16 protein-coding genes and 2 pseudogenes are annotated in these 24,846 nt (G+C 46.5%); 9 read left to right on the top strand and 9 right to left on the bottom strand.

Going from position 1 to position 24,846, the window contains the following annotated elements; translation table 11 throughout:
• Positions 1-326 precede the first annotated feature (326 nt).
• The 3 genes from QUA01_RS19165 to QUA01_RS19155 all read left to right on the top strand — a co-directional run bounded on the left by QUA01_RS19165 (position 327) and on the right by QUA01_RS19155 (position 5,938).
• Positions 327-3,119, top strand: coding sequence for a TonB-dependent receptor domain-containing protein (locus QUA01_RS19165; RefSeq protein WP_333091929.1), 2,793 nt, complete (start codon positions 327-329; stop codon positions 3,117-3,119).
• A 260-nt stretch (positions 3,120-3,379) separates the two neighbouring features.
• Positions 3,380-4,561: a PepSY-associated TM helix domain-containing protein gene (locus QUA01_RS19160; RefSeq protein ID WP_333091931.1), complete on the top strand. Its 1,182-nt coding sequence runs from the start codon at positions 3,380-3,382 to the stop codon at positions 4,559-4,561.
• Between the two features lie 90 nt (positions 4,562-4,651).
• A complete protein-coding gene (locus tag QUA01_RS19155; protein WP_333091933.1) occupies positions 4,652-5,938 on the top strand; it encodes an MFS transporter in 1,287 nt (428 codons plus the stop codon).
• 95 nt (positions 5,939-6,033) lie between these two features.
• On the opposite strand, the gene QUA01_RS19150 is transcribed toward QUA01_RS19155, so the two are convergent.
• The 4 genes from QUA01_RS19150 to QUA01_RS19135 form a co-directional block, all read right to left on the bottom strand.
• A complete protein-coding gene (locus tag QUA01_RS19150) occupies positions 6,034-8,121 on the bottom strand; it encodes an acylase (protein WP_333156930.1) in 2,088 nt (695 codons plus the stop codon).
• Between the two features lie 142 nt (positions 8,122-8,263).
• Positions 8,264-8,740: a hypothetical protein gene (locus QUA01_RS19145; protein ID WP_333091936.1), complete on the bottom strand. Its 477-nt coding sequence runs from the start codon at positions 8,738-8,740 to the stop codon at positions 8,264-8,266.
• A 58-nt stretch (positions 8,741-8,798) separates the two neighbouring features.
• Positions 8,799-9,902 carry an MORN repeat-containing protein gene (locus QUA01_RS19140; protein WP_333091937.1) on the bottom strand — a complete coding sequence of 368 codons (1,104 nt, stop codon included), beginning with the start codon at positions 9,900-9,902 and terminating at the stop codon, positions 8,799-8,801.
• Positions 9,903-9,974: 72 nt separating this feature from the next.
• The gene (locus tag QUA01_RS19135; RefSeq protein WP_333091938.1) at positions 9,975-11,258 is read right to left on the bottom strand and encodes an energy transducer TonB; all 1,284 of its coding nucleotides are present in this window, start codon (positions 11,256-11,258) and stop codon (positions 9,975-9,977) included.
• Positions 11,259-11,817: 559 nt separating this feature from the next.
• Between QUA01_RS19135 and QUA01_RS19130 the strand changes: the two genes are divergently transcribed.
• A complete protein-coding gene (locus QUA01_RS19130) occupies positions 11,818-11,952 on the top strand; it encodes a hypothetical protein (protein ID WP_333091939.1) in 135 nt (44 codons plus the stop codon).
• Between the two features lie 163 nt (positions 11,953-12,115).
• On the opposite strand, the pseudogene QUA01_RS19125 reads toward QUA01_RS19130, so the two are convergent.
• Positions 12,116-12,435, bottom strand: a pseudogene (locus QUA01_RS19125) (DUF4277 domain-containing protein); the annotation flags it as partial.
• Between the two features lie 189 nt (positions 12,436-12,624).
• On the opposite strand from QUA01_RS19125, the pseudogene QUA01_RS19120 reads away from it, so the two are divergent.
• Positions 12,625-13,248 (top strand): annotated as a pseudogene (locus QUA01_RS19120) (transposase family protein); the annotation flags it as partial.
• A gap of 341 nt (positions 13,249-13,589) precedes the next feature.
• Here QUA01_RS19120 and QUA01_RS19115 read toward each other — a convergent pair.
• Both QUA01_RS19115 and QUA01_RS19110 read right to left on the bottom strand, forming a co-directional pair.
• Positions 13,590-13,778 carry a hypothetical protein gene (locus tag QUA01_RS19115; RefSeq protein ID WP_194008036.1) on the bottom strand — a complete coding sequence of 63 codons (189 nt, stop codon included), beginning with the start codon at positions 13,776-13,778 and terminating at the stop codon, positions 13,590-13,592.
• A 325-nt stretch (positions 13,779-14,103) separates the two neighbouring features.
• Entirely contained in the window at positions 14,104-15,027 is a 924-nt protein-coding gene (locus tag QUA01_RS19110; RefSeq protein ID WP_333091941.1) for a histone deacetylase family protein, read from the bottom strand.
• Positions 15,028-15,556: 529 nt separating this feature from the next.
• Between QUA01_RS19110 and gyrA the strand changes: the two genes are divergently transcribed.
• From gyrA to QUA01_RS19095, 3 genes are all read left to right on the top strand, one after another.
• Positions 15,557-18,274, top strand: a complete 2,718-nt coding sequence (gyrA, locus tag QUA01_RS19105; protein ID WP_333091942.1) for a DNA gyrase subunit A — start codon at positions 15,557-15,559, stop codon at positions 18,272-18,274.
• Positions 18,275-18,390: 116 nt separating this feature from the next.
• Positions 18,391-19,047 (top strand): Uma2 family endonuclease, encoded by a 657-nt coding sequence (locus tag QUA01_RS19100; protein WP_333091943.1) that lies wholly within the window; start codon positions 18,391-18,393, stop codon positions 19,045-19,047.
• 219 nt (positions 19,048-19,266) lie between these two features.
• Positions 19,267-20,559, top strand: a complete 1,293-nt coding sequence (locus tag QUA01_RS19095; RefSeq protein WP_333091944.1) for a ribonuclease D — start codon at positions 19,267-19,269, stop codon at positions 20,557-20,559.
• 115 nt (positions 20,560-20,674) lie between these two features.
• Here QUA01_RS19095 and QUA01_RS19090 read toward each other — a convergent pair whose 3' ends face one another.
• A complete protein-coding gene (locus tag QUA01_RS19090; protein WP_333091946.1) occupies positions 20,675-21,019 on the bottom strand; it encodes a hypothetical protein in 345 nt (114 codons plus the stop codon).
• A gap of 95 nt (positions 21,020-21,114) precedes the next feature.
• Positions 21,115-23,646, bottom strand: coding sequence for a vWA domain-containing protein (locus tag QUA01_RS19085; protein ID WP_333091947.1), 2,532 nt, complete (start codon positions 23,644-23,646; stop codon positions 21,115-21,117).
• Positions 23,647-23,859: 213 nt separating this feature from the next.
• Here QUA01_RS19085 and QUA01_RS19080 point away from each other — a divergent pair, with 213 nt between their 5' ends.
• Complete coding sequence (locus tag QUA01_RS19080) at positions 23,860-24,846, top strand: AEC family transporter (RefSeq protein WP_333091948.1); 987 nt, start codon at positions 23,860-23,862, stop codon at positions 24,844-24,846.

Raw genomic sequence — 24,846 nt, 5'->3', positions numbered from 1 at the left:
GTTAACTCTTGACAGATGCAAGTGCTCCGTTATCTAATTAAGGCACTTTCTCATTAAGCGCCCAGCGACTACTTCCTTTAAGCGAGGAAAATGCCCACCGTGGGCGATCGTCCAGAGCGCCACCGGACTGAGGCGTTTGCCCTCACGCACCTGCTGTATTCCCAGACAAAGGCCGCTAGCGACGGGAGAATCGGCTCAAACTGCGCCCGACAATTGGGCCGGATCTTCCGCAGGTCAGTTTCGAGAGGCACAGAAGACACAAATCATGTTGTGCAAGCAACGCCAACCACATATCCGAAGTTCCATTAATTGTTGATTAAAGAGTAATGAACAGATCGCAGAAATTATTAAGCAGCCTCGGGCTGGCAGGAGTCGTGCCAGCGTTAATCGCTCAGTCGGCGTGCGCTTCCACCATCGCGCAGGTGACGGCAGTTCGCCTCAACCCCACGTCAGAAGGCATCGAAATCATCCTAGACACTGAAGATGGAAGACCCCTGCAAGTCTTCAGCACCAGCTTTGGCGAAACTTTACAAGTTGATGTCATCACCGCTCAACTGCGATTATCGGGGGGAAATGAGTTTCGTCAAGACAAACCGGCTGCCGGAATTGCTTCTGTCACCGTTACTCCTTTAGATAACAACAGCATCCGCATCAAAGTGATTGGCGAGAGGGGTCAACCAGTGGCACGGGTGATTCCTAATGCTGCGGGTCTGATTCTGGGCTTAAAACCCAGCTCGGAGATGACTGCTCGCCCGCCTGCACCGGCTCCTACAACACAGCGGCCAGGGACACCCGCAGCACCCTTACCACCGACAGGGCAGCCAGTAGAGATACCCGCAGAACCTTTACCACCAACAGCGCAGCCGCCAGGAACGCCCGGAGAATCCTTTCCACCGACAGCGCAGCCGCCAGGAACGCCCGGAGAATCCTTTCCACCGACAGCGCAGCCACCAGGAATGCCCGGAGAACCCTTGCCACCGACAGCGCAGCCACCAGGAACACCGACACAGCCACCCGCTATAACGCCACAGGTAGGGAGAGACGCGATTGAAATCGTCGTCACTGCAACGCGAACCGCAGAAAGAGTGACGAACGTGCCGCGCTCTATAACAGTGGTAGACTCAGAAGAACTTCAGCAGCAGGTAGGGCAATCGAGAAATATCGGGGAAGCTCTGGCAAATCAGGTTCCCGGTTTCGCGCCTCCGACTCAACAAACTAGCACTTATGGACAAACTTTGCGGGGGCGCGACGTTTCCGTTCTGATTGACGGCGTGCCGCAAACAACCAATCTTCAATCTTTTGGCAGAGAATTTAGAAACATCGATCCCAGTGCGATCGAACGCATTGAAGTAGTGCGGGGGTCTACCGCAATCTACGGTGCTCAGGCTACGGGTGGCGTGATTAATATTATTACTCGCCGGCCAACTGAGGAAAGGCTAACTGCTGTTACTGAAGTGGGTGTCGGTAGCGCTTTAACAAATACAGAAGATGCTCTAAGCTTTAACGCTCAGCAGACGATTTCTGGTCGAAGTGGCAATTTCGATTTCACCGGCACTGTCTCGATCGCCAGAAGTGGAGCTTTTTACGATGCCAAAGGCGATCGTATTCCCTTTTTTGAACTCGGCGGAGATAGCAGCACCCTCTTCAACGTGATGGGCAAAGTCGGGGTAGATTTGGACAGCCAACAGCGGCTGCAACTAACTGTCAATCACTATCGGGAAACCCAAGATCCCAATGTGATCCCAGACTTTAGCATTGACGATCGGGAAGGACGGCAAAAAGCCCGCGCCATCCGCACCGGAAATTTGGATATCGACGGGGAAACACCGGGAAATAAAAGTACACAGCTCAACCTAAGTTACACCAACCAAAACCTTTTTGGCAGCAGCCTTCAAAGTCAAATCTACTATCGAACTAATTCCAATGTAAGTGTTCCCTCTGATTTTCGCACATCCGATTTCTTTGGTCCGTTTGTCGGCGTTGCTCGATCGCGAGGCGAGAACGAACAGATAGGAGGTAGATTGGCGATTACCACTCCTTTATCCCGTGCCGAAAATCTGCGATTAACTTGGGGTTCTGACTATGTTACTGAAGATAGCAGACAGCGTTTCGACCTGTACGAGCCGGAGAGATTTGACACAAGTGGCGGCCGGGTTTACCGGAAAATCTCCGAGCGTCCTTTCGTTCCTCCTTACACTTACAACAGCCTTGGCTTTTTCGGTCAAATGGAATGGAATATTGACGATATCGTCATTTTAAGTGGTGGGATACGTCACGAACGCCTCGGGTTAAACGTCAATGATTATACCACTTTTAATGAGCGCCAGATCGAAGGAGGCGATCGCAAATTTAACGCCACCCTATTTAATACAGGGGCGGTCTATAAAATTACCGACAACTTTAACGTATTTGGCAACTTTTCTCAAGGTTTCTCAGTTCCAGATTTCGGCCGCATCCTCCGCCAACCCCCCGACGATTTTGTCGGAATTGAGTCTTCGTTAGAAGTAACTCAACCGCAAAAAGTCAACAACTACGAAATTGGCATTCGAGGAGGCTGGCAATCCGTGCAAATGTCGCTTGCCGCTTTTTACAATACCTCCGATCTAGGAGTACGTTTTGAACCAGTTGGCAACACAGGCCGCCTGGAACTAAAGCGCGCCCCAGAACGTATTTACGGCTTAGAAGGGACTGTGGATTGGCAACCTGCACGAGAATGGTCGATCGGCGGGACTGCTACTTATATTCAAGGCGAATATGAGGAAGAAAAGCGTTACCTCGCCCTCGATAGCAGCCGAATTCCACCGCTCAAGCTAACAGCTTATGTTCAAAACGAAACTTTGCCGGGATGGAACAATCGGTTACAGTTATTATATTCTGGAAATCGCGATCAAGCCTTCAAAGACGGCTCGGATGGTGGGCCGATTAGCAGCTATCTCACACTGGATTACGTCAGCGCGGTTAAAATTGGATCGGGGCTGCTACAAGTCAAAGTCGAGAATTTATTGAATAATCAATATTTTCCCGTGATATCCCAATACTCCGCTGGATTTGGATCGGACAGCGTTAATTATGCAGGGAGAGGTTTGACTCTCAGTGTTAATTACCGCCTTAACTGGTAATTACAGATTGCAGGTTTATGAGGTAGATTCAATATCTCCTGTAGGGACACTCCAAGAACCCATTGGTGTCAATTTAAGCTGTTAGTCCGCTAGTCCTCGCGCCCACCCGCTAGTCCGCCAGGGGTTGAAACCCCTGTCTAATAGCTAAAGTCCTCTCAAGAGGACTAAGGAGTTGAAAAGTGTTTTTCTCAGTCCTCTTAAGAGGACTTTAGCTTTGAGACAGGGAATTCATTCCCTGTCGGACTATGGGTTTTACCTTAATGAGAACAGTTAACGGCTTCGAGGAAAATTTCGAGATGAATTTCCGCAAACTCGCATTCAAACTGCACTTGTATTTGGGATTGGTGGTAGGAATATTTTTAGCAGTAATTGCTTTAACGGGTAGCTTGCTGGTTTTTAGTCCAGAAATCGAGCGGTTATTCAATCCCCAACTCCTGCAAGTAATTCCTCAAGCCGAACGGATACCGCTGGAAAAGGTCCTGCAAGTTGTCGAAAAAGCTTATCCGCAAAATCAAGCTCTTAGTATCTTGCTGCCGCGAGAAGCCAAGGAAGTTTGCCAAGTTTCGATGCAGTCCAAGAGTGAGGAAGTAGTTAGCGTTTATGTGAATCCTTACAGCGGAGAAATTAAGGGTGCGCGCCTTTGGAAAGAAACTTTTACAGGTTTTATTTTTACGTTACACGCGGAATTAGCTGGAGGAGAATTCGGTCATTTTGTTGTGGGTATTTGCGGTTTAGTAATGCTAGGACTAACTTTTACGGGTTTGGTATTGTGGACTGGTTGGCGCAATTTGGCTCGCGGATTTTCTATTAATTGGAAAGCTCACTGGCAGCGGACTGTATTTGATTTACATAACGTTTCTGGCATTGTATCGGTCGCTTTTCTCATACTCATTTCCGCTACAGGGACAGCGATAATTTTTTACGTGCCGGTTGAATCTACTCTGTATTGGCTAACCAATGAAAAGCCCCAGCCAGCATTGACTTCTCATCCCCACTCTAGCAGTTCGAGGCAAAGCCTTGATGAAATATTACAGCAAGTGAGTATTGTTTGGCCGGAAGCTAAAACCACTTTTATTTCTTTGCCTTTGACACCTGAAGCAACTTTTAAAGTAAGGAAAAAATTTCCTAATGACCCGCACCCAAACGGGATTAGCACGATTTCTATCGACCAATACAGTGGCGAAATATTGCAGGCTGACAGTGTAAATTCGGCTTCTGTCGCAAATCGAATTCTCAACTCGCTTTATCCGCTACATATTGGCAGCTATGGCGGAATTTACTTGCGGCTGGTAAATGCGATCGCAGGATTAGCACCCATCGTACTGTTTATGACGGGCGCAATGATGTGGCGGCAGCGGCATTTGGCGAAATTTTACCGCAACGAGGCGAGACAGCAATATGAAGAATTATCTCCACTTAGCCAGCAATGGCCTTGGTTTTAATGAGGGCGATGTGCGCTTTTATGCGGGTGTCATTCTCCTGCCTAAAAACCCCTATCCTTTGAATTTTCAATCCTATCAATCGCCTATTTAATGCAAAAATTTATTCAACTCTGGCTCGGACAAACTGCTTCGATGATTGGCAGCGCTATGTCCGCGTTTGCGCTGACTATTTGGATTTGGGAGTCCACCAGTCAAGCGACGGCTTTGGCTTTGTTGATGTTTTTTACTCAATTGCCACGCATTTTGCTCGCTCCGGTTGCTGGCATTCTCGTCGATCGCTGGAATCGAAAATTTTTAATGGCGATCGGTGATGCGGTTTCAGCTTTGTTAACGCTCACTATCCTATTACTTTATATCAGCCACAACCTGCAAATATGGCATATATATATAGCGGCTGCGATTAACGGAATTTTTGACCAAATTCAGCAGTTAGCTTACTCAGCAGCGATCGCCACAATGATGCCAGAAAAGCATTACAGCCGCGCTAGCAGTTTAAGTTTTTTGGCAAATTACGGGGCCAGTATTATTGCTCCGACGCTGGCGGGGATTCTCTATTCTGCGATTGGGCCCGGCGGGATTTTTACGATCGACCTGGCAACTTTTACAATCGCGATCGCCACCCTAGTATCTGTCAAAATACCCCAGCCCGCGATCGCGCCAGCATTGCGGAGCAATATCGCCTCCAATCCCCAGCCGACTCGCCACCACTTTTGGCAAGAACTCAGCTTCGGATTCCGCTACATCGTCCATCGTCCCAGCCTGCTTGCCTTGCTGGTGTTGGTTTCGCTATTCTGGTTCGCTCACGACATCGGCGCGGCCCTCTACTCACCGATGATTCTGGCACGCACCGGCAATAATACGAGAATCCTCGGTACTATCCTTTCCGCCGCCGGCGCAGGTGGCGTTTTAGGAGCATTATTAGTCAGTATTTGGGGCGGCCCCAAACGCCGAATCCGAGGCTTTCTGCTGGGCATGGCAGGCGCGGGTCTGAGTAAAATAGTCTTTGGTTTCGGTCAGGCGCTTTCTATCTGGATTCCCGCTCAATTTTGTTCGTCTTTCAATTTCCCCATCCTCGGCAGTTCCAACGAGGCGATTTGGCTGGCGGAAGTTGCACCAGAGGTACAGGGGCGTGTTTTTGCTACCAGAGCAGTCATCGTGCAATTGGCCTCAGCGATCGGTTTATTGATCGCAGGCCCACTTGCCGATCGCGTCTTTGAACCCGCCATGCAACCAGGAGGTTTTTTAGCAGCTATTTTCGGCCCAATTCTGGGGACAGGTGCCGGTGCTGGGATGGCTTTGTTATACGCTATCTCCGCGCTGGGCTTATTGCTCGTAGCAGTCGGTGGGTATGCTTGCCGACTGCTGCGCGATCCCTAAACGGGAAACGGAAAGAGGTCTTTTAACTTCTTCCTTCTTCCCTCTTCCCTCTTCCTTCTTCCCTCTTCCTTCTTCCTTCTTCCTTCTGCCTTCTCCTATAGTTTCTGGCGCGAACTCAGGTGAGCTTCAATTTCCGATCGCGATCGCCATACAGGGCGCAATTCCTTGCGAGCAAAGAGCTGCAACTGATCGCCGGCGTGGGGCGAACCAGGTTGAGTGGCGTTGCCGTAACTGTTTAGCGCCATCGCTTTGACCGGATTCGAGAACTCAATCGCAGCCACAAAAGAATCGCCCGCAACCGCTTGAAAGCGATTGTCTTTCCCTGGAGCGAACCATACTGAGCGAAATACACCCAAAGCACCGTCAGCTCCATTTGCAGGCAAATTAGCCTCCCCAGGCAATCGGAAGACTTCCCCCCATGCCACATCTAAAGCGCCATAAGTTGCCTCAACTTTGGTTGCTGTCGCTTCCAGCACCCGCACCGCCTCCGCAGGATTTGCCAACCCGTCTGGCGTCGTTAGCGGCGCATCTTCGCTCCAAGGTTTAGCGAATAACTTATCGGCATCCATCGCTTTTTTCCAAAAGGCAAACAGCACCGCACCGCGACTGTCAGCATCGACTTTGCGATCCCAAGTCGCGAGAACTTCCGCAGCGCGGCGCGCTTGAGCACTGCCTTGCCGTGCGACGGGAATTAAATCATCGAGGAGGCGATCGGCGAGTTCTACCTGAGTGGAATGTTTGTATTGCATCAATTCATCGAAAGAGATTTTTTGATCTTCTAAGAGCATTTTTGCCGATCGCTGCGATCGCAAATCCATCGGGCCGCGCGGTGCCATGTAGGCGGGATATTTATCCGGTGCGATCGGGCTGGGAAAGGTCGTCGTCCAAGGAGGATCGTTGGTATTTTGCAACCAACCGCTGGGCGGATCGACAACGCGCGGCAAATCCGCATAGGGATGATTTTTGCTCCACAAAGTCTCTGACGTATTGCCTGGGATCGTGCCTGACCAGTATTTAAAATCTCCGTTTTTGCGAATGGGGACTTGACCGTTAAACAAGTGCATGATATGCCCCTCACGATCGGCATACATGACGGTAAACATGGGAATTTCCAAGCGCTTTAAAACAGCCTCAAATTCATTGAAATTCCGGGCTCGTGCCATATCCCACCACTCCTCTAAAGCACCGGACTGTTCGAGTCCGACAACGCGCAGGGCGATCGCTTTGCCCTGTTTTTCTGTGAGAATCGGCCCGTGAACAGAACGCCGCACTACTAGAGATTCCGATCGCAAATTCCCATTCTTTTCTTTGACTTTTAAAACCTTCTCTTCCCTGTCAAATTTTCGGACTTCGCCATCGAAGCGATAGCCATCGTTAGCGAGGGGCAATTCGTAGGCATCCCAGCCATCGTGAGTGTTGACAGTATGAGTCCATCCCAAGTTGTCGTTAAAGGCGATCGTTAATACAGGAAATCCGACGAGAGTCGCTCCGTAAGCGTTAATTTCTGGGCCAACCAGTTGCGCTTCGTACCATAAATATAAATCCGACCAAGGAAGGTGAGGATTTGCCAATAGCATGGCATTGCCGCTTTGAGAATGGGAAGGAGCGATCGCCCAACCATTAGAGCCTTTGGGGGTGTGATTTTCAGTGAGATTTTCAACGCGCTCTGGATCGACTACAAAAGTAAAATTGATGACACGCTGCTCGTGTGCCAATACATCTGCCGGTTTGAGGGGCAATGCTACCTTTAATTCTTCCGTGAGCGCCTCTGGGTGTTCTTTTGCATAGGCATTCATTCCGCCAACAAAAGCATCGAGATAGTTGCGAAAAATCGGAGTTTGTGATTCATACCAAGCGTTTGCACGATTAGGAATTCCCATAGTTTGCACCCAGCGATCGGATTCCAGATAATCTTCGCCCCAAAACTCCGCAGCTTGCCCGCGAGCTTGCCCGTAAAGACGCAAAATCAGATTACCGTGACTTTGCATCTGCGCCCAGCCAAAAGCGTAGAAAAGGCTTTTAGTATTCTCTCCGTAAATGTGTGGAATTCCATAGGTATCCCAAAGAATTTGAGTGCCTGTTTGAGGCGCGGATTGAACCCCATTATTGAGGAGCAGAACTAAAATAAAACTCATTAATAAGGAGAAAATCCGCCGGCATTGTTTTTTTAGTTTTTGAAACATACTATAGCCTTTTTCAGGTAGGTGGGGTACAGAAAAAGCCTCGAAAATCCTGGCATTCACAGAAGAATAAAGTGTACCTCATGTTGGTGAGAACCGCTATATTATATTGATATCAGTTGATAAATTATGCCCTTAAGCAAAATTAATTTCTAGGACATTTTCCTGAATTAACATATTCACGGAAGCTTTTACTGTAAAGATGACTTTTTGAGTTCCACCAAGCTGCTGCCCCTTTTTGTTGTAAGTCATTCCGCATATTTAGGCACCAACCAGCCCATAATTCTTCTTCTAACAACTTATTTTTATATTGATAATACAAATTTTCATACAGATTAAAAAAACTACAAATAAGCTCGTTAAACCGGGTGAATTCATTCTCATTTAATTTTTCCAGATTTGTTAGGCCTAACTTGTATATCCGCGCCACTTCATCATCCTGGCTTATACGTGACTCAAGCTCTGCACAAGCGCTAATAATTGATTGATAGGTTGCACCCTTGGTTGCTTTTGTACTTTCTTTAACTTGAATTGCCAAATAAATCAGTGATACAACTACTGCAATAGTCTGAACAATGCCAGTAATATCACTGATAGATAGGTTTAATTGTGCTACGTACATCTTTTTATTAAACGTCAAGAATCACCCCATCTGAAAAGACGGTGAGTATATCAAAGAGTTATTTTTGAAGCTGCCCCTGTTGCCAATTTCCTTCTAGCTTAGTTCCATCTGTATAAATGTAGGAACCTTGACCGTGTTTCTGCCCGTTGAGGAATTCACCTTGATAGCGATCGCCATTGGCGTAAATACAGATACCTTTGCCGTTGAACTGACCCTCGCGAAATTCGCCTTCGCAGCGATCGCCATTGGCAAAAATATAAACTCCTTTCCCGCTCATCTTACCCTTGACAAAAGTGCCTTTATAGCTATTGCCATTAGCAAACTCGCGGACACCCTCACCATTAAATTCTCCATTCTCGAACGGGCCTTGATAACGTCCCCCTTCTTTAAAAGTTAACAACCCCTGACCTTGAGTGTTGCCCTTGACAAACTCTCCTTCATAGCGGTTGCCGTTCGGATATTCGCGAACCCCTTTGCCATCAAATTGCCCTTCACTAAACTGCCCCTGATAACTACCTCCTTCAGCAAAAGTATAGGTTCCCTGTCCGTGAGGCAAGTTACTCAGCAACTCTCCTTCGTAGCGGTTCTTATTAGCATATTGACAGACTCCTTTACCGTTAACTTTGCCTTCTTTAATATCTCCTTCGCAACGAGTGCCATCACTGAATGTAAAAGCCCCCCGGCCGCTGGGGGAACCACTCGTAAAAGAGCCTTCGTAGCGAACCCCGCTAGCTGAAGTAAAAATACCAGTACCGTCGAATTCGCCGTTTTTAAAAGTGCCTTCGTAGCGGTTGCCGTTAGCAAATTCGCGGACACCTTGACCGTTGAATTCACCCAAGGCAAATTCTCCTTGGTATTTACCTTCTTCTTTAAAGGTATAGATGCCTTGGCCGTGAGGTTGGCCGTTGAGAAAAGAGCCTTCGTAGCGATCGCCGCTGGCATATTCGCACATAGCGGGGCCGCTAAGTTTTCCCTCACTCAATTCTCCCTCGCAACGCCCGCCATCGGGTAGAGTAATTACTCCTGCCATTGCGCTGTCAGGGTTGACAAACAACACAGCCATTCCCAAGTTGGAACCAAGTAATAGAGTGAGTCCAACTCGCTGAAGTTTACTTAATATTGCTGACGACATTCCCAAATTCATAATTAACAAAAAATTCAAGTTTTAACTTTGCTATTCCTTGGACGGTGCTATAGAATTCCCAGCCAAATTGCTAGAGTTTCAAAAAAATCCCTACTCATCGAGCTGGAAGGTAATGGATGCTCTTTCTCCTTTAATGCCATTCTCTGATGAGGCAAGTTTCCATTTTTCTACTGCTTTAATCACTGCGCGATTCAAGTCGTTGTATTTGCTAGGAGTCGAGATCTTGATGTTGAATGGCTTACCGTTGGGGTCAATGTCAAACACGACTTCCACTTCGCCTTGCCGCCCTTCTTCTCTGGCTGCGCTCGGATATTCAGGTCTACCGCAGCTAATGCAAGAGTCGGGAAGCCGGCCGGAAGAGCCCGAAGGACTCCCCCCTCTTCCTGGATTTGTCGGTTTTGGCACTGGCCCCGAACCGCTACCAAATGGCCCTGATGAACCCCCGCCGCCATTTTCACCTCCACCGGGTGATGAGTTCGATGCACTTCCGACCGGGCTACCAGAGGAGGGGAGGTTTCCTACACCTCCGATCGCATTTCCAGAATTGCTGCCGCCTCCTGGCTTAGTAGCTGTGACTGGCGAGCCTGTTTGGCGCACGGGATCTCGCCCGGAACCGGCCGCAAATGGCTCATCGGAAGGCCCCTCGCTACCCGCCGAAGCAGATGGCGAGAGCGGCTTATTTTTTTCAGGGCTGTCGGAGGAGTTGGGATTTTCAGCATCTTTTGTAACGTCTGTCGAACTTCCAGCGCCTTTGGGGCGGGAAGCGGTAACAGGTGGTTCGCTCTGAGGGGGTTCCTGGCTCGCCGTTGTGCTGGGGCGATCGATTTTTGGAGGATCGGGTAACGGATAGTTTGATTCGTTGGCGATCGGGGTTTTGGCAGTTTCTGGGGGATTGAAATCCTGTTGAGGCGGGGGGGAAGGCTCCAGAGGAGGTGGTGGCGGCAAAGTTTCCGTTAAAGGCAACTCTTTCTTAATCTCTGGCGGGGGCGTTGCTGCTACCGGGGGTTCCTCTGGAATCGGCGGGGGCGTTGCTGCTACCGGGGGTTCCTCTGGAATCGGTGGGGGCGTTGCCGCTACCGGTGGCTTTTCTGGCTGAGTTGGCTCTGGTGGCGGTTCTGGTTTGAACGTCTCAGGTGGGGGAGATATCTTTTCTGGAATAACCGGCTCTGGCTTGGTTTCCTCTACTTTAGGCTCATCAAGCACAACAATTTCAATGGCATCCTCTGCAAATTCAGCAGGTTTGACCAACGCCAGAAGTAAGGGCAGCGCCACGCCGTGCAGTAAGGTTGAGGCTAACAAACCGATCGCCAGGACTTTTTTGAAAGCTTCTTCTTGTTGTTGTCTTTGCGTCGCCGAAATATTTGAAAAACTCATGCCCGATCGATCTCCTTTATGGATGGGTTGGTGACATCCTGGCTGGCTCCCCGACATCACCGGAAACAAGCTACCAACTGCGGGTTGAGCTTGCTATCAATGATGAACCTACAAATCTTATAAGAAGACTGTCACTTTTTTTAACACTCTTACTATTCTTTTGCATTTATTTTGTTTCGATCTAGCGAGCAGATGCCATAAATCAGCATTTCCTCGGGCTGGGATCTACCTCGATCGCATGGGCGCTGTCAATGTTCGGATTCTGACAGGGCCAGCTTCCACAACTCTTTAAATACAAGATTCCATAGGCCAATATACCAACATTTTTCAGCATTCTCAAGATTTTTAGAAATCTATTTATAAGTTTTATAAAATATAACCTAGTAAATGATAAGTATAAGTTATGATAATGTGTGAGTTAGGGCTTGACATTTCTGAAAATTCGTGAAGTCTAATTGAGAATATTTAACAGTATTTAAGATTATTGTCAACTCCTAACGCACATACTTACCAAAGAAGCAGGGGGAGAAAAATCGGTCAGGATCGCAGTAGGAGCATTTTGGTTGCAGACGAAGATAGTCAGATACAGGTAGCGCGGGAAGTGCGAGAAGTGCGAGAAGTGCGGGAAGTGCGGGAAGTGCGGGAAGTGCGAGAAGTGCGGGAAGTGCGGGAAGTGAAACAATTCTCCGTCTGAATCACTTGTGCCTGCTTGACGCAAAAACTATACCAGCCTGCGATCGGGCTAATTGCATGATTAGGCAGTTGGCGATCGCTCAACACAGCTAACGAGAATACAAACCAATGGATGCTTTCATTTACATTAATAATGTAGCATCTAAATGAGCATATTTTGGTTATACTTGAAACTTTTTTATTACGGATAATACGATTTCCATAAATAGCTTTTTCAATCCATATTTATATAATTTATCCATGACTCTTCCAATTTTATCGTCATTTATATAATCCGCTTTTATTCCTGCACCTAACAAGGTTTCGATTCCTTTGTCTTCAAAAAATTGACTGAGTAAATATAATGGTCTTGATACAAACCCTAATCCATTGATTTAAAATAGCTTTCGCTAATATTCCCGCTGATTTGTTTCCGAACATCTATTACTAATTTATCGTTGATTATTTCAAATCTTCCTATCTCATCAATTAGTTCAGCTACTATTCCTCAGTGATCGATATTTTTGATTTTTATTTCTGAAGTAGGGGGCATTTTTTTAGCTAGATAATATTTTTGACGTTTTTTTGATTGTCTCACTTTTTTTGCCTCAACTGTCTAAGTATTTTTTACTTAGTCAGCTCTGGTAGCACTATACTATATTTGGTAGTGCTATTGAAGTGCAGAATGTGGGATATAGGAACAAATTGGGGGGTATCTGAATCAACGATTTGCCGAATTGTCACTAATATTGAATCAACTTTAATGAAAACGGGAAAGTTTGGTATTCCTGGGAAAAAAGCATTGTTCTAAGGTTGTGGGCATCAGCAAAGCTGTGGTAATGGATGTCACAGAAACAGCTATAGAACGTCAAAAAAAAATATCACTCAGGTAAGAAAAAATACCACACCCTAAAAATGCAAGTGGTCATTAATCAAGAAACCGGCACAGATTATTTGCCTAAATTTTGGACTATTGCCACGATTTCAGCTTGTTCAAAAAAACAATGTTCATTTCCATTCTGAGATAGATAGTTTACAAGATAGTGGCTATCAAGGGATAAAAGATTATCACTCTCATAGTTATACTCCTAAAAAGAAACCAAAAAATGGGAAGCTTTCTCTTTTAGAAAAAGACTACAATCGAGCCTTAGCCCAGAAGCGAATAGTAATGGAAAATGTTAATAGGAGTCTCAAAGTTTTCAAGATTTTGTCAAGTCGCTATCGAAACCGTCGCCGCCGTTATGATCTCCGTTGTAATTTGTTGTCAGCACTTTACAATTATGAGTTAGCTCTCATGTCTCAAATTCAAAGCCTTTAATTGTAACATAGATTTTTTTGGCAAGAGGTCTAATTAGTAGAGATGCACCCGAAGCCTGTTCTTATATAATTATCTCTACCTCTAGGTTGATGTCGATCGCGATTTGAATCATTAACACCGCTCTCAAACACATCAAACTGTCTATCGCAGTATTAAAAAACCAAAACTTCTGCAGGTGGCAAGTTCTACTTTTAACCACTTACCCAAACAATGCAAATAATGACTAAGCCCCCGATATAAACTCCGATAGGGATCGGTGATTCCCAATTCTTTAATCTTCAATGCCCCAATCGAAATTGAAAGTAGTATTAACTCCCAAACGAGAGTTGACTGCGGTGTCTTTAATCGATAATTTTTACCCAACCGCGGCGCACGTTGTACAGCAGTCGGTTGATGATGGCATACTCATCTTCATTCAGCGTTCTTTCTAAGAGTGCGGATCTGAGCTGTCTCCGGTCGTGGCGAGTCACGACGCTGGAGAACATGACTTGACCAAATAATTCTTCGAGTGTCATTTGGGTAACTGACATGATAAACCTCTTAATTGATTGAGATAAATAAAATTTTCACAGGCTCCTGATATATCTATTATGCTTTGTACAAGGGTCTATTTGGGCGATCGAAAACATTGACACCGTGTGATTTTTGGGCTACAAATCTGTGACCTAGACTTTGAAACCATGTGACTCGGATCTTTTTAATTTGTGATCCCAGTCACTGATGTTGAAGGAAGAAGGAAGAAGGAAGAAGGAAGAGGGCCGATCGGGCGATCGACAAAACTCCGCCGATCGCCATTGCTCTCAATCCCTTACTAATCCGTTTTCAACATCATTTTCGCCTCTGTCAATTTTGCATTTAATTGAGGCATCGGTCAATAGTCGCCACCACCGACTCGGCCAATTCTTTGAGCGCGTAACCTCCCTCCAAACCAAAGACGAGGCGGCTGGTGATTTGCAAGCAATATCCGGTAAAAGTACCGAAATCTGACGGGGCCAGATTCATACTTGCCAGCGGATCCGAGACAATAGCATCGTAACCGGCGCTGACAATCAACAAATCTGGTTGAAAATTTGACAAAAACGGCACCACAAGAGATTCAAAAGCGCTCCGATATTCAGCTATACCGCTGCCGGGATACAGCGGAATGTTCAGCACGTTGTCGTAGCTGCCGCGCTCGTCGGCATCTCCAGTTCCCGGATAGCAGGGAGATTGGTGCAGGGAACAGTAGGCAATTTTCCGGCAGTTTTCCACCACGGATTGAGTGCCGTTACCGTGGTGCACGTCCCAGTCGAGGATGCCGACGCGGTTAACTCCCGGCTGTTCCAAGGCGTACTTCGCTGCGATTGCAGCATTGGAAAACAAACAAAAACCCATCGCGCGATTGTTTTCGGCATGGTGTCCCGGCGGCCTGGCCAGCACGAAAGCTGGTGCGTTTCCTGCCAAGACTCGATCGACCCCATCGAGCCAAGCACTCGCCGCCAGCAGCGCTACATCGTAACTTTCAGCAGAAATCGGCGTATCGCCGTCGAGGTAGCCGCCTCCTTGAAGAGACAAATGTTCGACTTCTTTGATGTATCTTGGCGCGTGAACTTTTTTTAGCGCCGAGAACAATTCTGTTTGGCGCTGCGCCACTGGCGCGGGCAGTTGCCAGTCAAGGCGGTCGGCCCAAGGGGCAGCTTTCAGAGCATTGACGATCGCCGTTAAACGTTCTGGTCGCTCTGGGTGAAGCATTCCAGTCTTGTGCAGCAAAAAATCAGGGGAGTAGATGACGGGTAGCATCAGTAGATTTTAGAGTTAATTTTTTATATCTTAGATTTTCATTTTGATTTAATTCGACATTCGGCTTTATGAAATTAGAATTGCGTCCGGGCAACCATTTTAATTGAGATCATCTGGGGCTTTGTAAAAGGCATTTTTTCTTAATGCGCGCTGTTGAGAACTCGCTTCCAGATCTAACCCCCTGCCAACTCTCGATAGCACGCATTAAAAATGGCGCGATCGATGCTCCCTTTTAATTTTTTAGATAGCACTCAAAAAAACTCACCAAAACATGAAAACCGACCGCCTCAAAAACCCTTTCTAGCTCCGGCAAATTGATGACTAAATCACCAACTACCAACTTACGAATTTCCCTCGTTTCGTCCCTTAATTTTTCTGGCAACTTGCCCCTAAAGTCAAAGGCAAATTGTGATATAATTTTAGGAGTAATTTGCAATATTTGGCAGCTCTACTGAATCCAAATCGATTTTATCGCATTTTTGAGATTTATAGCGGTCAAATTTAAAGTTTTAACGGAGTTTTTCAACCTATGAGTATCTCTGAGTCGCGGATAATCCCGACGGATCTGGGTGGTGAGATGTCCCGATCGTACTTGGAATACGCCATGAGCGTAATAGTCGGTCGGGCGCTACCAGATGCGAGGGACGGTCTCAAGCCCGTTCACCGACGCATTCTCTACGCCATGAACGAATTGGGCTTGACTCCCGATCGACCATTCCGCAAATGCGCCCGCGTCGTCGGGGAGGTGCTCGGTAAGTATCACCCCCACGGAGATACAGCGGTTTACGACGCCCTGGTGCGGATGGCTCAGGATTTTTCCATGCGGGAACGCCTGATCAACGGCCACGGCAACTTCGGCTCCGTTGACAACGACCCGCCCGCTGCCATGCGGTACACCGAATGTCGCCTCACAGCCCTGACTAGCGACTCCATGCTGCGCGACATCGACTCGGAAACAGTAGATTTCGGCGACAACTTCGACGGTTCCCAACAAGAACCCCTCGTGCTCCCCGCACGCATCCCCCAAATTTTGCTCAACGGTTCCTCCGGGATTGCCGTCGGGATGGCCACCAACATTCCGCCGCACAACTTAGGCGAAATAATTGACGGTTTAATAGCGCTAATCCACAATCCAGGAATTACCGACCTGGAATTGATGCAGTACATTCCTGGCCCGGACTTTCCCACCGGAGGGCAAATTCTCGGCAGAGGCGGCATTCGCGATGCTTACACCACCGGGCGCGGTTCGATTACCATGCGCGGAGTTGCCAACATTGAAACCATCGAACACGTCGGCCGCCCAGACAAAGAAGCAATTATTATCACCGAATTGCCTTACCAAACAAATAAGGCAGCGCTAATCGAGAAAATTGCCGAACTGGTAAACGACAAAAGATTAGACGGAATTTCCGACATTCGCGACGAAAGCGACAGAGACGGAATGCGGATCGTGATCGAACTCAAACGCGATGCCTATCCCCGCGTCGTCCTCAATAACCTCTACAAACAAACACCGCTCCAATCAAACTTTGGAGCCAATATGTTAGCGCTAGTAAATGGGGAACCCCAACTACTGACGCTCTCACAATTCCTCAATGTCTTCCTAGACTTCCGCATTGAAACAATTACTCGTCGGACTCAATATGAGCTCCGTAAAGCAGAAGAACGCGACCACCTTCTGCAAGGCTTATTAATTGCCCTAGACAACTTAGATGCAATTATTCACCTAATTCGCGCCGCTGCCGACTCCGCAGCAGCCAAACAAGAATTGATGGATAATTACGGTCTTTCTGAACAGCAATCTGACGCAATTCTGCAAATGCAGCTCCGGCGTTTGACAGCATTAGAAGCGCAAAAAATTCAGCAAGAACACGAAGAACTGCGAGCTAAAATAGCAGATTTGGAAGATATTTTAGCGCGCCGGGAACGCATCTTAGAAATCGCCGAATTTGAAGCCGTCGAAATCCAAACCAAAATCGCTACTCCTAGACGCAGCGTCATCGAACACGCCGAGGGAGAAATCGATGAAAGAGATTTAATTGCTAACGAACAAGCAATTATTCTGATCACAGAACAAGGCTACATCAAGCGGATGCCTGTCAGCACTTTCGAGGCTCAAAGTCGCGCTACTCGCGGCAAAGCAGGCGCGAAAATGAAGGAAGATGACGGAGTAGAACATTTCCTTTCTTGTTGCGATCACGACAGCGTTTTGTTCTTCAGTGACAGGGGCGTAGTTTACTCTGTCAAAGCTTATCAAATCCCCGTCTGTTCGCGGACTGCTCGCGGCACTCCCGTGGTGCAACTGCTGCCGATTCCTATAGAAGAAAAAATCACTTCTATGGTGTCAGTGACAGAATTTACCAGCGAAGAATATTTGGTGATGCTAACTCGCGGCGGCTATATCAAGAAAACCGCACTTTCTGCTTTTGGCAACATCCGCACTAACGGTTTGATCGCGATTTCTCTGGAAGAAGGCGACCAACTGCGCTGGGTACGGAGAGCAAAAGTTGGTGACAGCATTATCATCGGCACGCGCCAAGGTATGGCGATTCATTTCCGCACCAATCACGAGCAGTTGCGCCCGGTAGGCCGCGCGACGCGGGGTGTAAAATCAATGAAATTGCGATCGGGCGACGAGCTGATCAGCATGGACATTTTACCGAGTTCAATTATTGCCGAAATTGCTGAATTGGTAACGGGAGAATCGGAATTTGAAGGAGCAGAAGTTGCTCTGTTAGAATCGGGAGAATTGGAATTTGAAGGAGCAGAAATTGCTGAATTAGAAGCTGAAGATGTGGAATTTGAAGAGGAAGAATTAGAACTGCAAGCCGAGGAAACTGAAGGCGAAGATGCCGAAGAAATTCCCGCAGTTAGCAGCGAAGTTCCCTCGGTGTTGGTAATCACTAGCAACGGCTACGGCAAGCGGGTTCCAGTTTCTCAATTCCGCCTGCAAAGACGCGCTGGCAAGGGATTGACTGCTACTAAATTCAAGTCGAAAAAGGCTAAGGATTACGTGGCTGCGCTGCGAATTGTCAACGACAATGATGAGTTGATGATTATTACCAACCGAGGTATTATTATCCGTCAGGCTGTGAGTGCAATTTCCACGCAATCGCGCACTGCAACAGGCGTGCGGGTGCAGCGGTTGGATGAGGATGATTCAATTGTAGCTGTGGCTTTGGTGCCGGCTTCGGGTGAAGAGTCGATCGAAGAATCGGCATCTGAGGAAGCGACAGAGGAGTCATAGGTTAATAGTTTGTAGGGTGCGCTGCGGTGCACCTTACTGCTGTTGAATGCTAAAAGTGCGATCGCCCCTACTCAGAAGTTTTCCCTCAAAAGTCAAATATTTTTTCCGGTGAGGTAATGATGAGTCAACTCCAAACCAAACTACTAACTGATACCTGGGTTACAGCGACTTGGGATGAATATATAGAAATTATTAAACAGCCGGAGTACGATCGAGCAAAATGCTACTATTACAACGGACAGTTGAGGATTGAAATGGCAGCAGTCGGGCCAGATCATGCTGATGACAACGGAATTATCGTCATCTTAATCAATTTATTTGGCATTGCTAAAGGTATAAAAATGAGACTGCTGGTCAACTGTAGCTACGCCAAAACAGGTGTCAGAGGCGCTCAACCTGATGCTTCTTACTACATCGGAGACCGGGTGCAAACGGCACCTCGCGGCAGTTCTGTAGTGAATTTGGATAGCGCAGTTTCCCCAGATTTAGCAATTGAAATTGCCGAGAGTTCTCTTGTTGACGATTTGGGAACAAAAAGAATGATTTATGAAGAATTAGGAGTGTCTGAGTATTGGGTAGTAGACGTACAAAAAGCGCAAGTTATTGCTTTCAAAATAATTGCTAACCGTGGAAGCGAACGTCTGACGGAATCTCAAGTTTTGCCGGGGCTAAAAGTTGCTTTATTAGAGGAAGGTTTGCGCCGCAGTCGCCAGACGGACAATACAGAAGTAGGTAACTGGTTCTTAGAGGAAGTTCGCGGGAATCCTCAATAGTGCGATCGACTGCATTCTTTTTTTAACGAGAGGCTAGAAACCCGGTTTCTACGAGTTTTGCAAACAGGAACGAGAAATATAGGAAGAAACCGGGTTTCTGAGGTTTGCGTGTCTCCAGGACACCGCAATGCCCTATCCGGCGGTTGAATCGTTGACAATCGATCCGATAATTGCTATAGCATAAGAGAATCAAAAAGTTAATAGCAAAAGTCTGTAAAAATGCCTTATTTAACAGCAGCAAACGACATCAAAGCACTCATCGCTAAATTTGCCCAAGCTAAAATCCTGTGGGTGGATACAGAAATCGCTGACTATAAATCCAACCCCAGATTATCTCTGATTCAAGTGTTAGCAGACTCCACCGATGCGACAGGAGATGCCACGTTTTTACTAGATGTCTTAGATAAACCTGAATTGGCAAAAGATTTCATCAGCCAAATCATGGTAAATCCAAATATTGAAAAAGTCTTGCACAACGCGAGCTATGACATCAGATTTCTGGGCAATGACGACGCTCAAAATGTCACTTGCACATTAAAAATGGCGAGAAAGATTCCAGCTTACATTCTGCCCTTACCTAATCGACAACTCAAAACTTTAATAGAAACACTTTGCGGCATTACTTATGTAGATAAAACCGAACAAAGCGGCGATTGGGCAAAGCGTCCCCTGACCCAGAAGCAGCTAGAATATGCCAAGATGGACGCGGTTTATTTAGCTGGAGTGCATCGCCGCCTGCTAGAAATTCTTGCCCAATGTTACCCCGAACCCGCAGCGGAAAACTTGACCGCCTTGGGTGAAAAATATCAGGAAATAGAATCTCATTGGAAGCCCCTAGATGCAGAAATTGCTGAAGTTAAGGAACGATTTAAAGCGGGGATGCTGGCGCAAAATCTCAAAGATAGTTCTTATTTTCAGCTTTCCAGTTCGATAGCGATGAAAGTTGATTTTATGACGCTGGCGAAACTAACGCAAGCTGAGGGAATTGAGTTGAATTTTCCGGTGACGCTGACAAAAGAAATTCAAAAACAGTTAGGGGAAGTCATCGCCGATCCATCTTTGGAAGTTGAGGAGATTGCTAGTTGGCGCTTGAATTCCAACCTACAGCAGCGGCGAAAATCTACTAAGAAAATTGCGCCGGAACCGGAGAGTGAGGATTTAACAGCATTGGGGGAAAGGTACAAAGAAATTTTGCCTGAATGGAAGTTGCTGGATTCTGAAGTTGAGCATTTGAAAGAGCGCATTAAAAAAGCAATGTTGGTGCAAAATCAGGAAAATACTCCCCATTTTAAGTTATCCAGTTCCTCGATTTTGAAGGTAGATTTTGCTAGCTTGGCAAAACTTGCGCTATCTGTGGGAGTTGAGTTAGATTTTATGGTGACGCTGACTCAATACATTCAAAGGCAGTTAGGGGATGCGATTAACAAAATTGATGTGCAAATTGAGTATATTACCAGTTGGCGGATGACGGCGAAGACTGTGGAAGATGAAGATGAGGAAATCCCGTTTTAAGTCCTAGGGTGCGTCGCCATGAAAAATATCCAAAGAAATATCGATAATATTACAGCGACGCACCTGATACAATAAACGAATAGCGTTTCGTTTTTGCTGTTTGTACCGATCGCAATTAACCTTGTTCTTCCAAATACTCTGCAACTGCTTGCAAATCTTCCAATCCTCGATTCAAGCTGTTAAGCATAGCTTCCCCAGTTTCAGTATCAAAGTTGAGTTTAGGATTTTGCAAAGCTAACTCTTTAATTGCTTCTAGCCATAGTGAAAGCGGTACCTGGCGAACAGCTTCCCGTAACCCCATATTTGCCAATACTGCAAGATAAAAACCTGTCAAGTCTTGCTCTCCATAGCCATAGAAACCATGTCGCAGTTCTAGCTTTTGGGGGGTGTAGGCTGCATATTGATCGAAAGTGATCGGTGTGCGATCGAGTTTTGGTTGTGGGAGTGGTGGTGTATCCATATTTTTTGACCTGATTTGTTACTAGGGGCTGCGCCTTTGCGGTTAATTTCAATCACCCATATTTAACCAAGGTGGGCAAAAGCCCACCCTAATTTCTACTTTCCTACCGTGAAATACTCATTCTTAGCATACACGCTAATAATGCAGTCGCCCACTTCAAAAAACATCCCCTCTTGCTCATCTTTAGAAAATTGCAAGTTGCCGTATTTAGAATTAATTTCCTCAGCAGTCGCCGCTTTTGCCTCCATTTCATCCGGGATAAGTCCAGTCGAACCTATATAGAAAACCAGCGGTGATACTTTTTCCCTGTACACTTTTTCGGCATAAGCTTCCAGTCGCTCATTCGCATTAGCTAAAGCAGCGACAAACTCCTCTCGCTTGACATCTTCTCCTTGCCATTTCGCTTGCAAAAGGCGCAGCAAACTATCTGCACCCACTTTGGCTAAAGTAGCGCTAACAATTCCGTTATCCTCCAACCCCAAAAACTCATCGAAAATCAGTTTCATCAAGTCGTCAACTTTGGTGATTTTTGTTCGGGATGACAGCGTTTTGTGGGCGAAGACAACAGGCTCATCTAAGGTGATGTCAAATGTCGGTTTGGCTAGCTTTTCGCCCGTGTTTTTGTGATAAACTTCATAAAGGCGATCGAGAAATTTGTTGGCAGAGTGTAATTTGCCCAAGTTGAGGATGTTTTTGCTGCCGATGTCGATTTTGTAGCTGACTCGCGAATCTACTGAACCGTTGGCGATCGCACTTTTTAAATCTGTGTATTCCGTCGTCGTCGGAAAGTTGATGTAAAGGCTTTTTGACAGATAATGCTGTTTCAATTCTTCCAATTGTTCCCCAGTGTAAGCCTCAGATTCCTCCTTCAAATGAGCCGAGAGAATGCTAGAGAGAATTTTGATTTCTGCGAGTTCCTCAAACAGTCCGTCAAGGCTGCCGTAACGCCCGTCAAAAGGCACGAGGGGCAAAGTATCTAACTTAATATCGTACTCTGAACGGAAGTCAAATTCTTGCACAGGCGAACCGTCTTTTTCAAGGACACCGCATTTTTTGAGCAAATCAAACACTGGTTTGCTGCTGATTTTGGTTCGCAGCGACTTGATATTAACTTCGCCGTCGCTGACAATGGTATAATTGTTGAAAGTATTGAGATCGGTAACTAGAATTCCCGCCACTTCTGCGATTAAAGTTTCATCCTCAACTTTTACCAGCTTAGCTTTTCTGGTAATCAGCATATTGATGGTAGCGGTATTTTGATTGATGGCAAAGGAACCCATTTGCACGTATTCGCCACCATCTAAGAATTCAGTTTTCAGCCAAGGCTTGACAAGGTTGCCGTTTTCGTCTCGCTTTCCTTCAATTCGCTTCAAACCTTTTCGCTGATAATTTTCTTGCAAGTGTTTCAAGTTGATGATGATGCTGTTGCTGTTTTCCTCCAATATCTCGATTAACTCCAGCAGGGAAATTTTGTCGCTGACTTTTACCCGATCGCCAATTTGATGATTTTGCAACACATCAGGCGCAAAAACAGCCTGTTCCAAATCTTCCGTAAACTCCGCTATTTGGGCGTTTGTCAAAGCTTTCGCGTGTTTTTCCGTCAAAGTAGCGTCGAAGGTGCTCGCCAGCGCGTACTTCGCTGTATTTAAATTGCCGTCAGCCAGGTTAGCTTTCGCAAAAGCAAACACCGACTCATCAGTTTGAGCAACGGGAACATCTAGCTTGTCATACTCATCTTTGGCGACTTTCTGATATTTGTAAAACAGTCCCCGATCGTCTGCTTTCAGCCCGCAGATTTTCAGCGTGCTCGATGAACCGTTGATTTTCTTGCCACTTTTGGAAACAAAAACTTGATAATCGTATTCCTTAATTAACGGTTCTTCCAGCGGTGGCGCAACGGAACCGCCTAACAATTTAGTGCTGTCGTAAAGAGCATCATAAACCATTTTCACTTTGCCAGCACGAATGCAATTCCCCGATAAGGTGTTGGCAATTTTGGAGAGCAGTTTAAAGTCAGCAGAGGCATAGGATATGGTATTTGCAAACACATCCATGTCTTTGAGTTCTTCACAAATTTCCCCTAATTTTGCAGATTCAGAATTAGCACTTGGGTCATTTGCATAACCGTCTGTGTGCAAATTGATCGCTGTCATTTCTCCCGCTTTAACCAGAGATTTAGCGAGTTGCATCGACTGCGATATGCAGGTAGCTCCAGCCGTGTGGATTTTTTGAATTTCTTTGATGTATGGAGAGTCAAACTTCAGCACTTCTTGAATGGGAATTCGCTGGAAATGACAAATTACGTCCCGATTACTAGCATAGGAAATCAGGCTGACAATTAGCTGGTAATTGTTGTATTCGTCTAAGGTCAAAAGCTTGATTAGGGTTTCTTTCAGCGGTTCTAAGGCATAATACATTGAGCCGGAACGGTCGATGATGATGATGCTGTGAGCGACGGATTTTTCTGGGATATCGCCTGGTGTTCTTTCTAAATTAATGCGATCGACTAGATAGAATGCCTTTGCGTTTCCGGCAAAATTGTAGAGGGTAAATTTGGTGCGAGTATTGGAGGCTGCTTGGCTGCTGGAACTTTTGACTTGAGATGATTGTTTCGCTTGCCGTGCCATAGTTTTCACCTATGTTGATTTTCTCCTCAACTTAATCATGACACGCGCTTCTGGGGATGTCAAGGCCTGTGTGGAAAATTATTTGCGAAACTGAATAAGCATTAATATTGAACGCTGCGGTGCAATGAAAAACTGCGGCGCTAGGCTAAAGGTGGGCTGTTTTGGCAAAAGTAGTGGATCTGCGTAAGTCGTTTAGCAAATATTTAGTCAATCATGGTTTATTTAGAAAATCCGCTGCTCAAACTTTATCTAAATTTGATCGGATGGGTGGCGTTGGGATTTTTTCTCGGCCGCCAGCTACCGAGAAGCTATTCTACATATTTAGCCAAGTTTCTTTTCTTCCTTGGCACGCCATTGAGCATTGTTGCTTTTATCCGCAGCGCCAATTTGTCGGGCGCTATTTGGATGGCGCCGCTGATAGCTTGGGCGGCAATTTTAGTAGGTGGAGGACTCGCTGGGATTTTGATAAATTTCGGTGTTGGCGAGGAACGTTTCAAGACTCTTAATCCGATCGCCCAAAATAGCCTGGAACACACCAGCGCTTGGAGTTTGCCCACTCAAGGCAGCTTCTTATTGGCAACGATGGTGGGTAATACGGGTTTTTTAGGCATTCCCGTCAGCTTGTCCTTATTAGGGTCGGAACACTTTGCCTGGGCGTTGTTTTACGACTTGCTAGGCACTACCATGGGAATCAATATACTGGGAGTTGCTATTGCTTCTCACTGCGGTAAAAGCGATCGCCGTCAGAGTTGGTTAAATCCGGTGCGCGCAATTGTTCTGAATCCGGCACTGTGGGCTTTTGGTCTAGGGTTTGTCTCGCGCAGCTTGCCGCTGTCGGCACAAATCGCAGAATTGTTAACAACAAGTGCTTGGAGTGTAATTACTTTAGCTTTAATTACGATCGGGATGCAGTTGAGCAAGTTGAATTCCTTGCACAACCTCAAACAAGTTGTGGCTTGTCTCGTGATTAAAATGTTGTTAATTCCCTTGGTAATTGGCACGGGATTAACATTTTTGGGGATCGCGGGCGCGCCGCGACTTGTGCTAGTCCTGCAAATGGCGATGCCTCCGGCTTTTGGTACTACATTGCTGGCAGAAGCTTTCAATCTCGATCGCGAATTAGCCGTAACTGCGATCGGCCTCGGCTGCGTTAGTTTATTATTCACTATTCCCCTATGGATGAGAATATTTAATTTTTAA

The sequence above is a fragment of the Microcoleus sp. S36a_B3 genome (assembly GCF_036700745.1).
Taxonomy (GTDB): Bacteria; Cyanobacteriota; Cyanobacteriia; order Cyanobacteriales; family Microcoleaceae; genus Microcoleus.
Note: the sequence above shows the minus strand (reverse complement) of the source record. Positions and strands in the feature narration are given on the sequence as shown.

What these genes read in the sequence shown, in the direction of transcription:
- QUA01_RS19145 (WP_333091936.1), bottom strand. Translation starts at nt 8,740, where the DNA reads ATGTACGTAGCACAATTAAACCTATCTATCAGTGATATTACTGGCATT.
- QUA01_RS19085 (WP_333091947.1), bottom strand. Translation starts at nt 23,646, where the DNA reads ATGGCACGGCAAGCGAAACAATCATCTCAAGTCAAAAGTTCCAGCAGC.
- QUA01_RS19095 (WP_333091944.1), top strand. Translation starts at nt 19,267, where the DNA reads ATGCCTTATTTAACAGCAGCAAACGACATCAAAGCACTCATCGCTAAA.
- QUA01_RS19155 (WP_333091933.1), top strand. Translation starts at nt 4,652, where the DNA reads ATGCAAAAATTTATTCAACTCTGGCTCGGACAAACTGCTTCGATGATT.
- QUA01_RS19090 (WP_333091946.1), bottom strand. Translation starts at nt 21,019, where the DNA reads ATGGATACACCACCACTCCCACAACCAAAACTCGATCGCACACCGATC.
- QUA01_RS19160 (WP_333091931.1), top strand. Translation starts at nt 3,380, where the DNA reads ATGAGAACAGTTAACGGCTTCGAGGAAAATTTCGAGATGAATTTCCGC.
- QUA01_RS19115 (WP_194008036.1), bottom strand. Translation starts at nt 13,778, where the DNA reads ATGTCAGTTACCCAAATGACACTCGAAGAATTATTTGGTCAAGTCATG.
- QUA01_RS19110 (WP_333091941.1), bottom strand. Translation starts at nt 15,027, where the DNA reads ATGCTACCCGTCATCTACTCCCCTGATTTTTTGCTGCACAAGACTGGA.
- QUA01_RS19150 (WP_333156930.1), bottom strand. Translation starts at nt 8,121, where the DNA reads ATGTTTCAAAAACTAAAAAAACAATGCCGGCGGATTTTCTCCTTATTA.
- QUA01_RS19165 (WP_333091929.1), top strand. Translation starts at nt 327, where the DNA reads ATGAACAGATCGCAGAAATTATTAAGCAGCCTCGGGCTGGCAGGAGTC.
- QUA01_RS19135 (WP_333091938.1), bottom strand. Translation starts at nt 11,258, where the DNA reads ATGAGTTTTTCAAATATTTCGGCGACGCAAAGACAACAACAAGAAGAA.
- QUA01_RS19080 (WP_333091948.1), top strand. Translation starts at nt 23,860, where the DNA reads ATGGTTTATTTAGAAAATCCGCTGCTCAAACTTTATCTAAATTTGATC.
- QUA01_RS19100 (WP_333091943.1), top strand. Translation starts at nt 18,391, where the DNA reads ATGATGAGTCAACTCCAAACCAAACTACTAACTGATACCTGGGTTACA.
- gyrA (WP_333091942.1), top strand. Translation starts at nt 15,557, where the DNA reads ATGAGTATCTCTGAGTCGCGGATAATCCCGACGGATCTGGGTGGTGAG.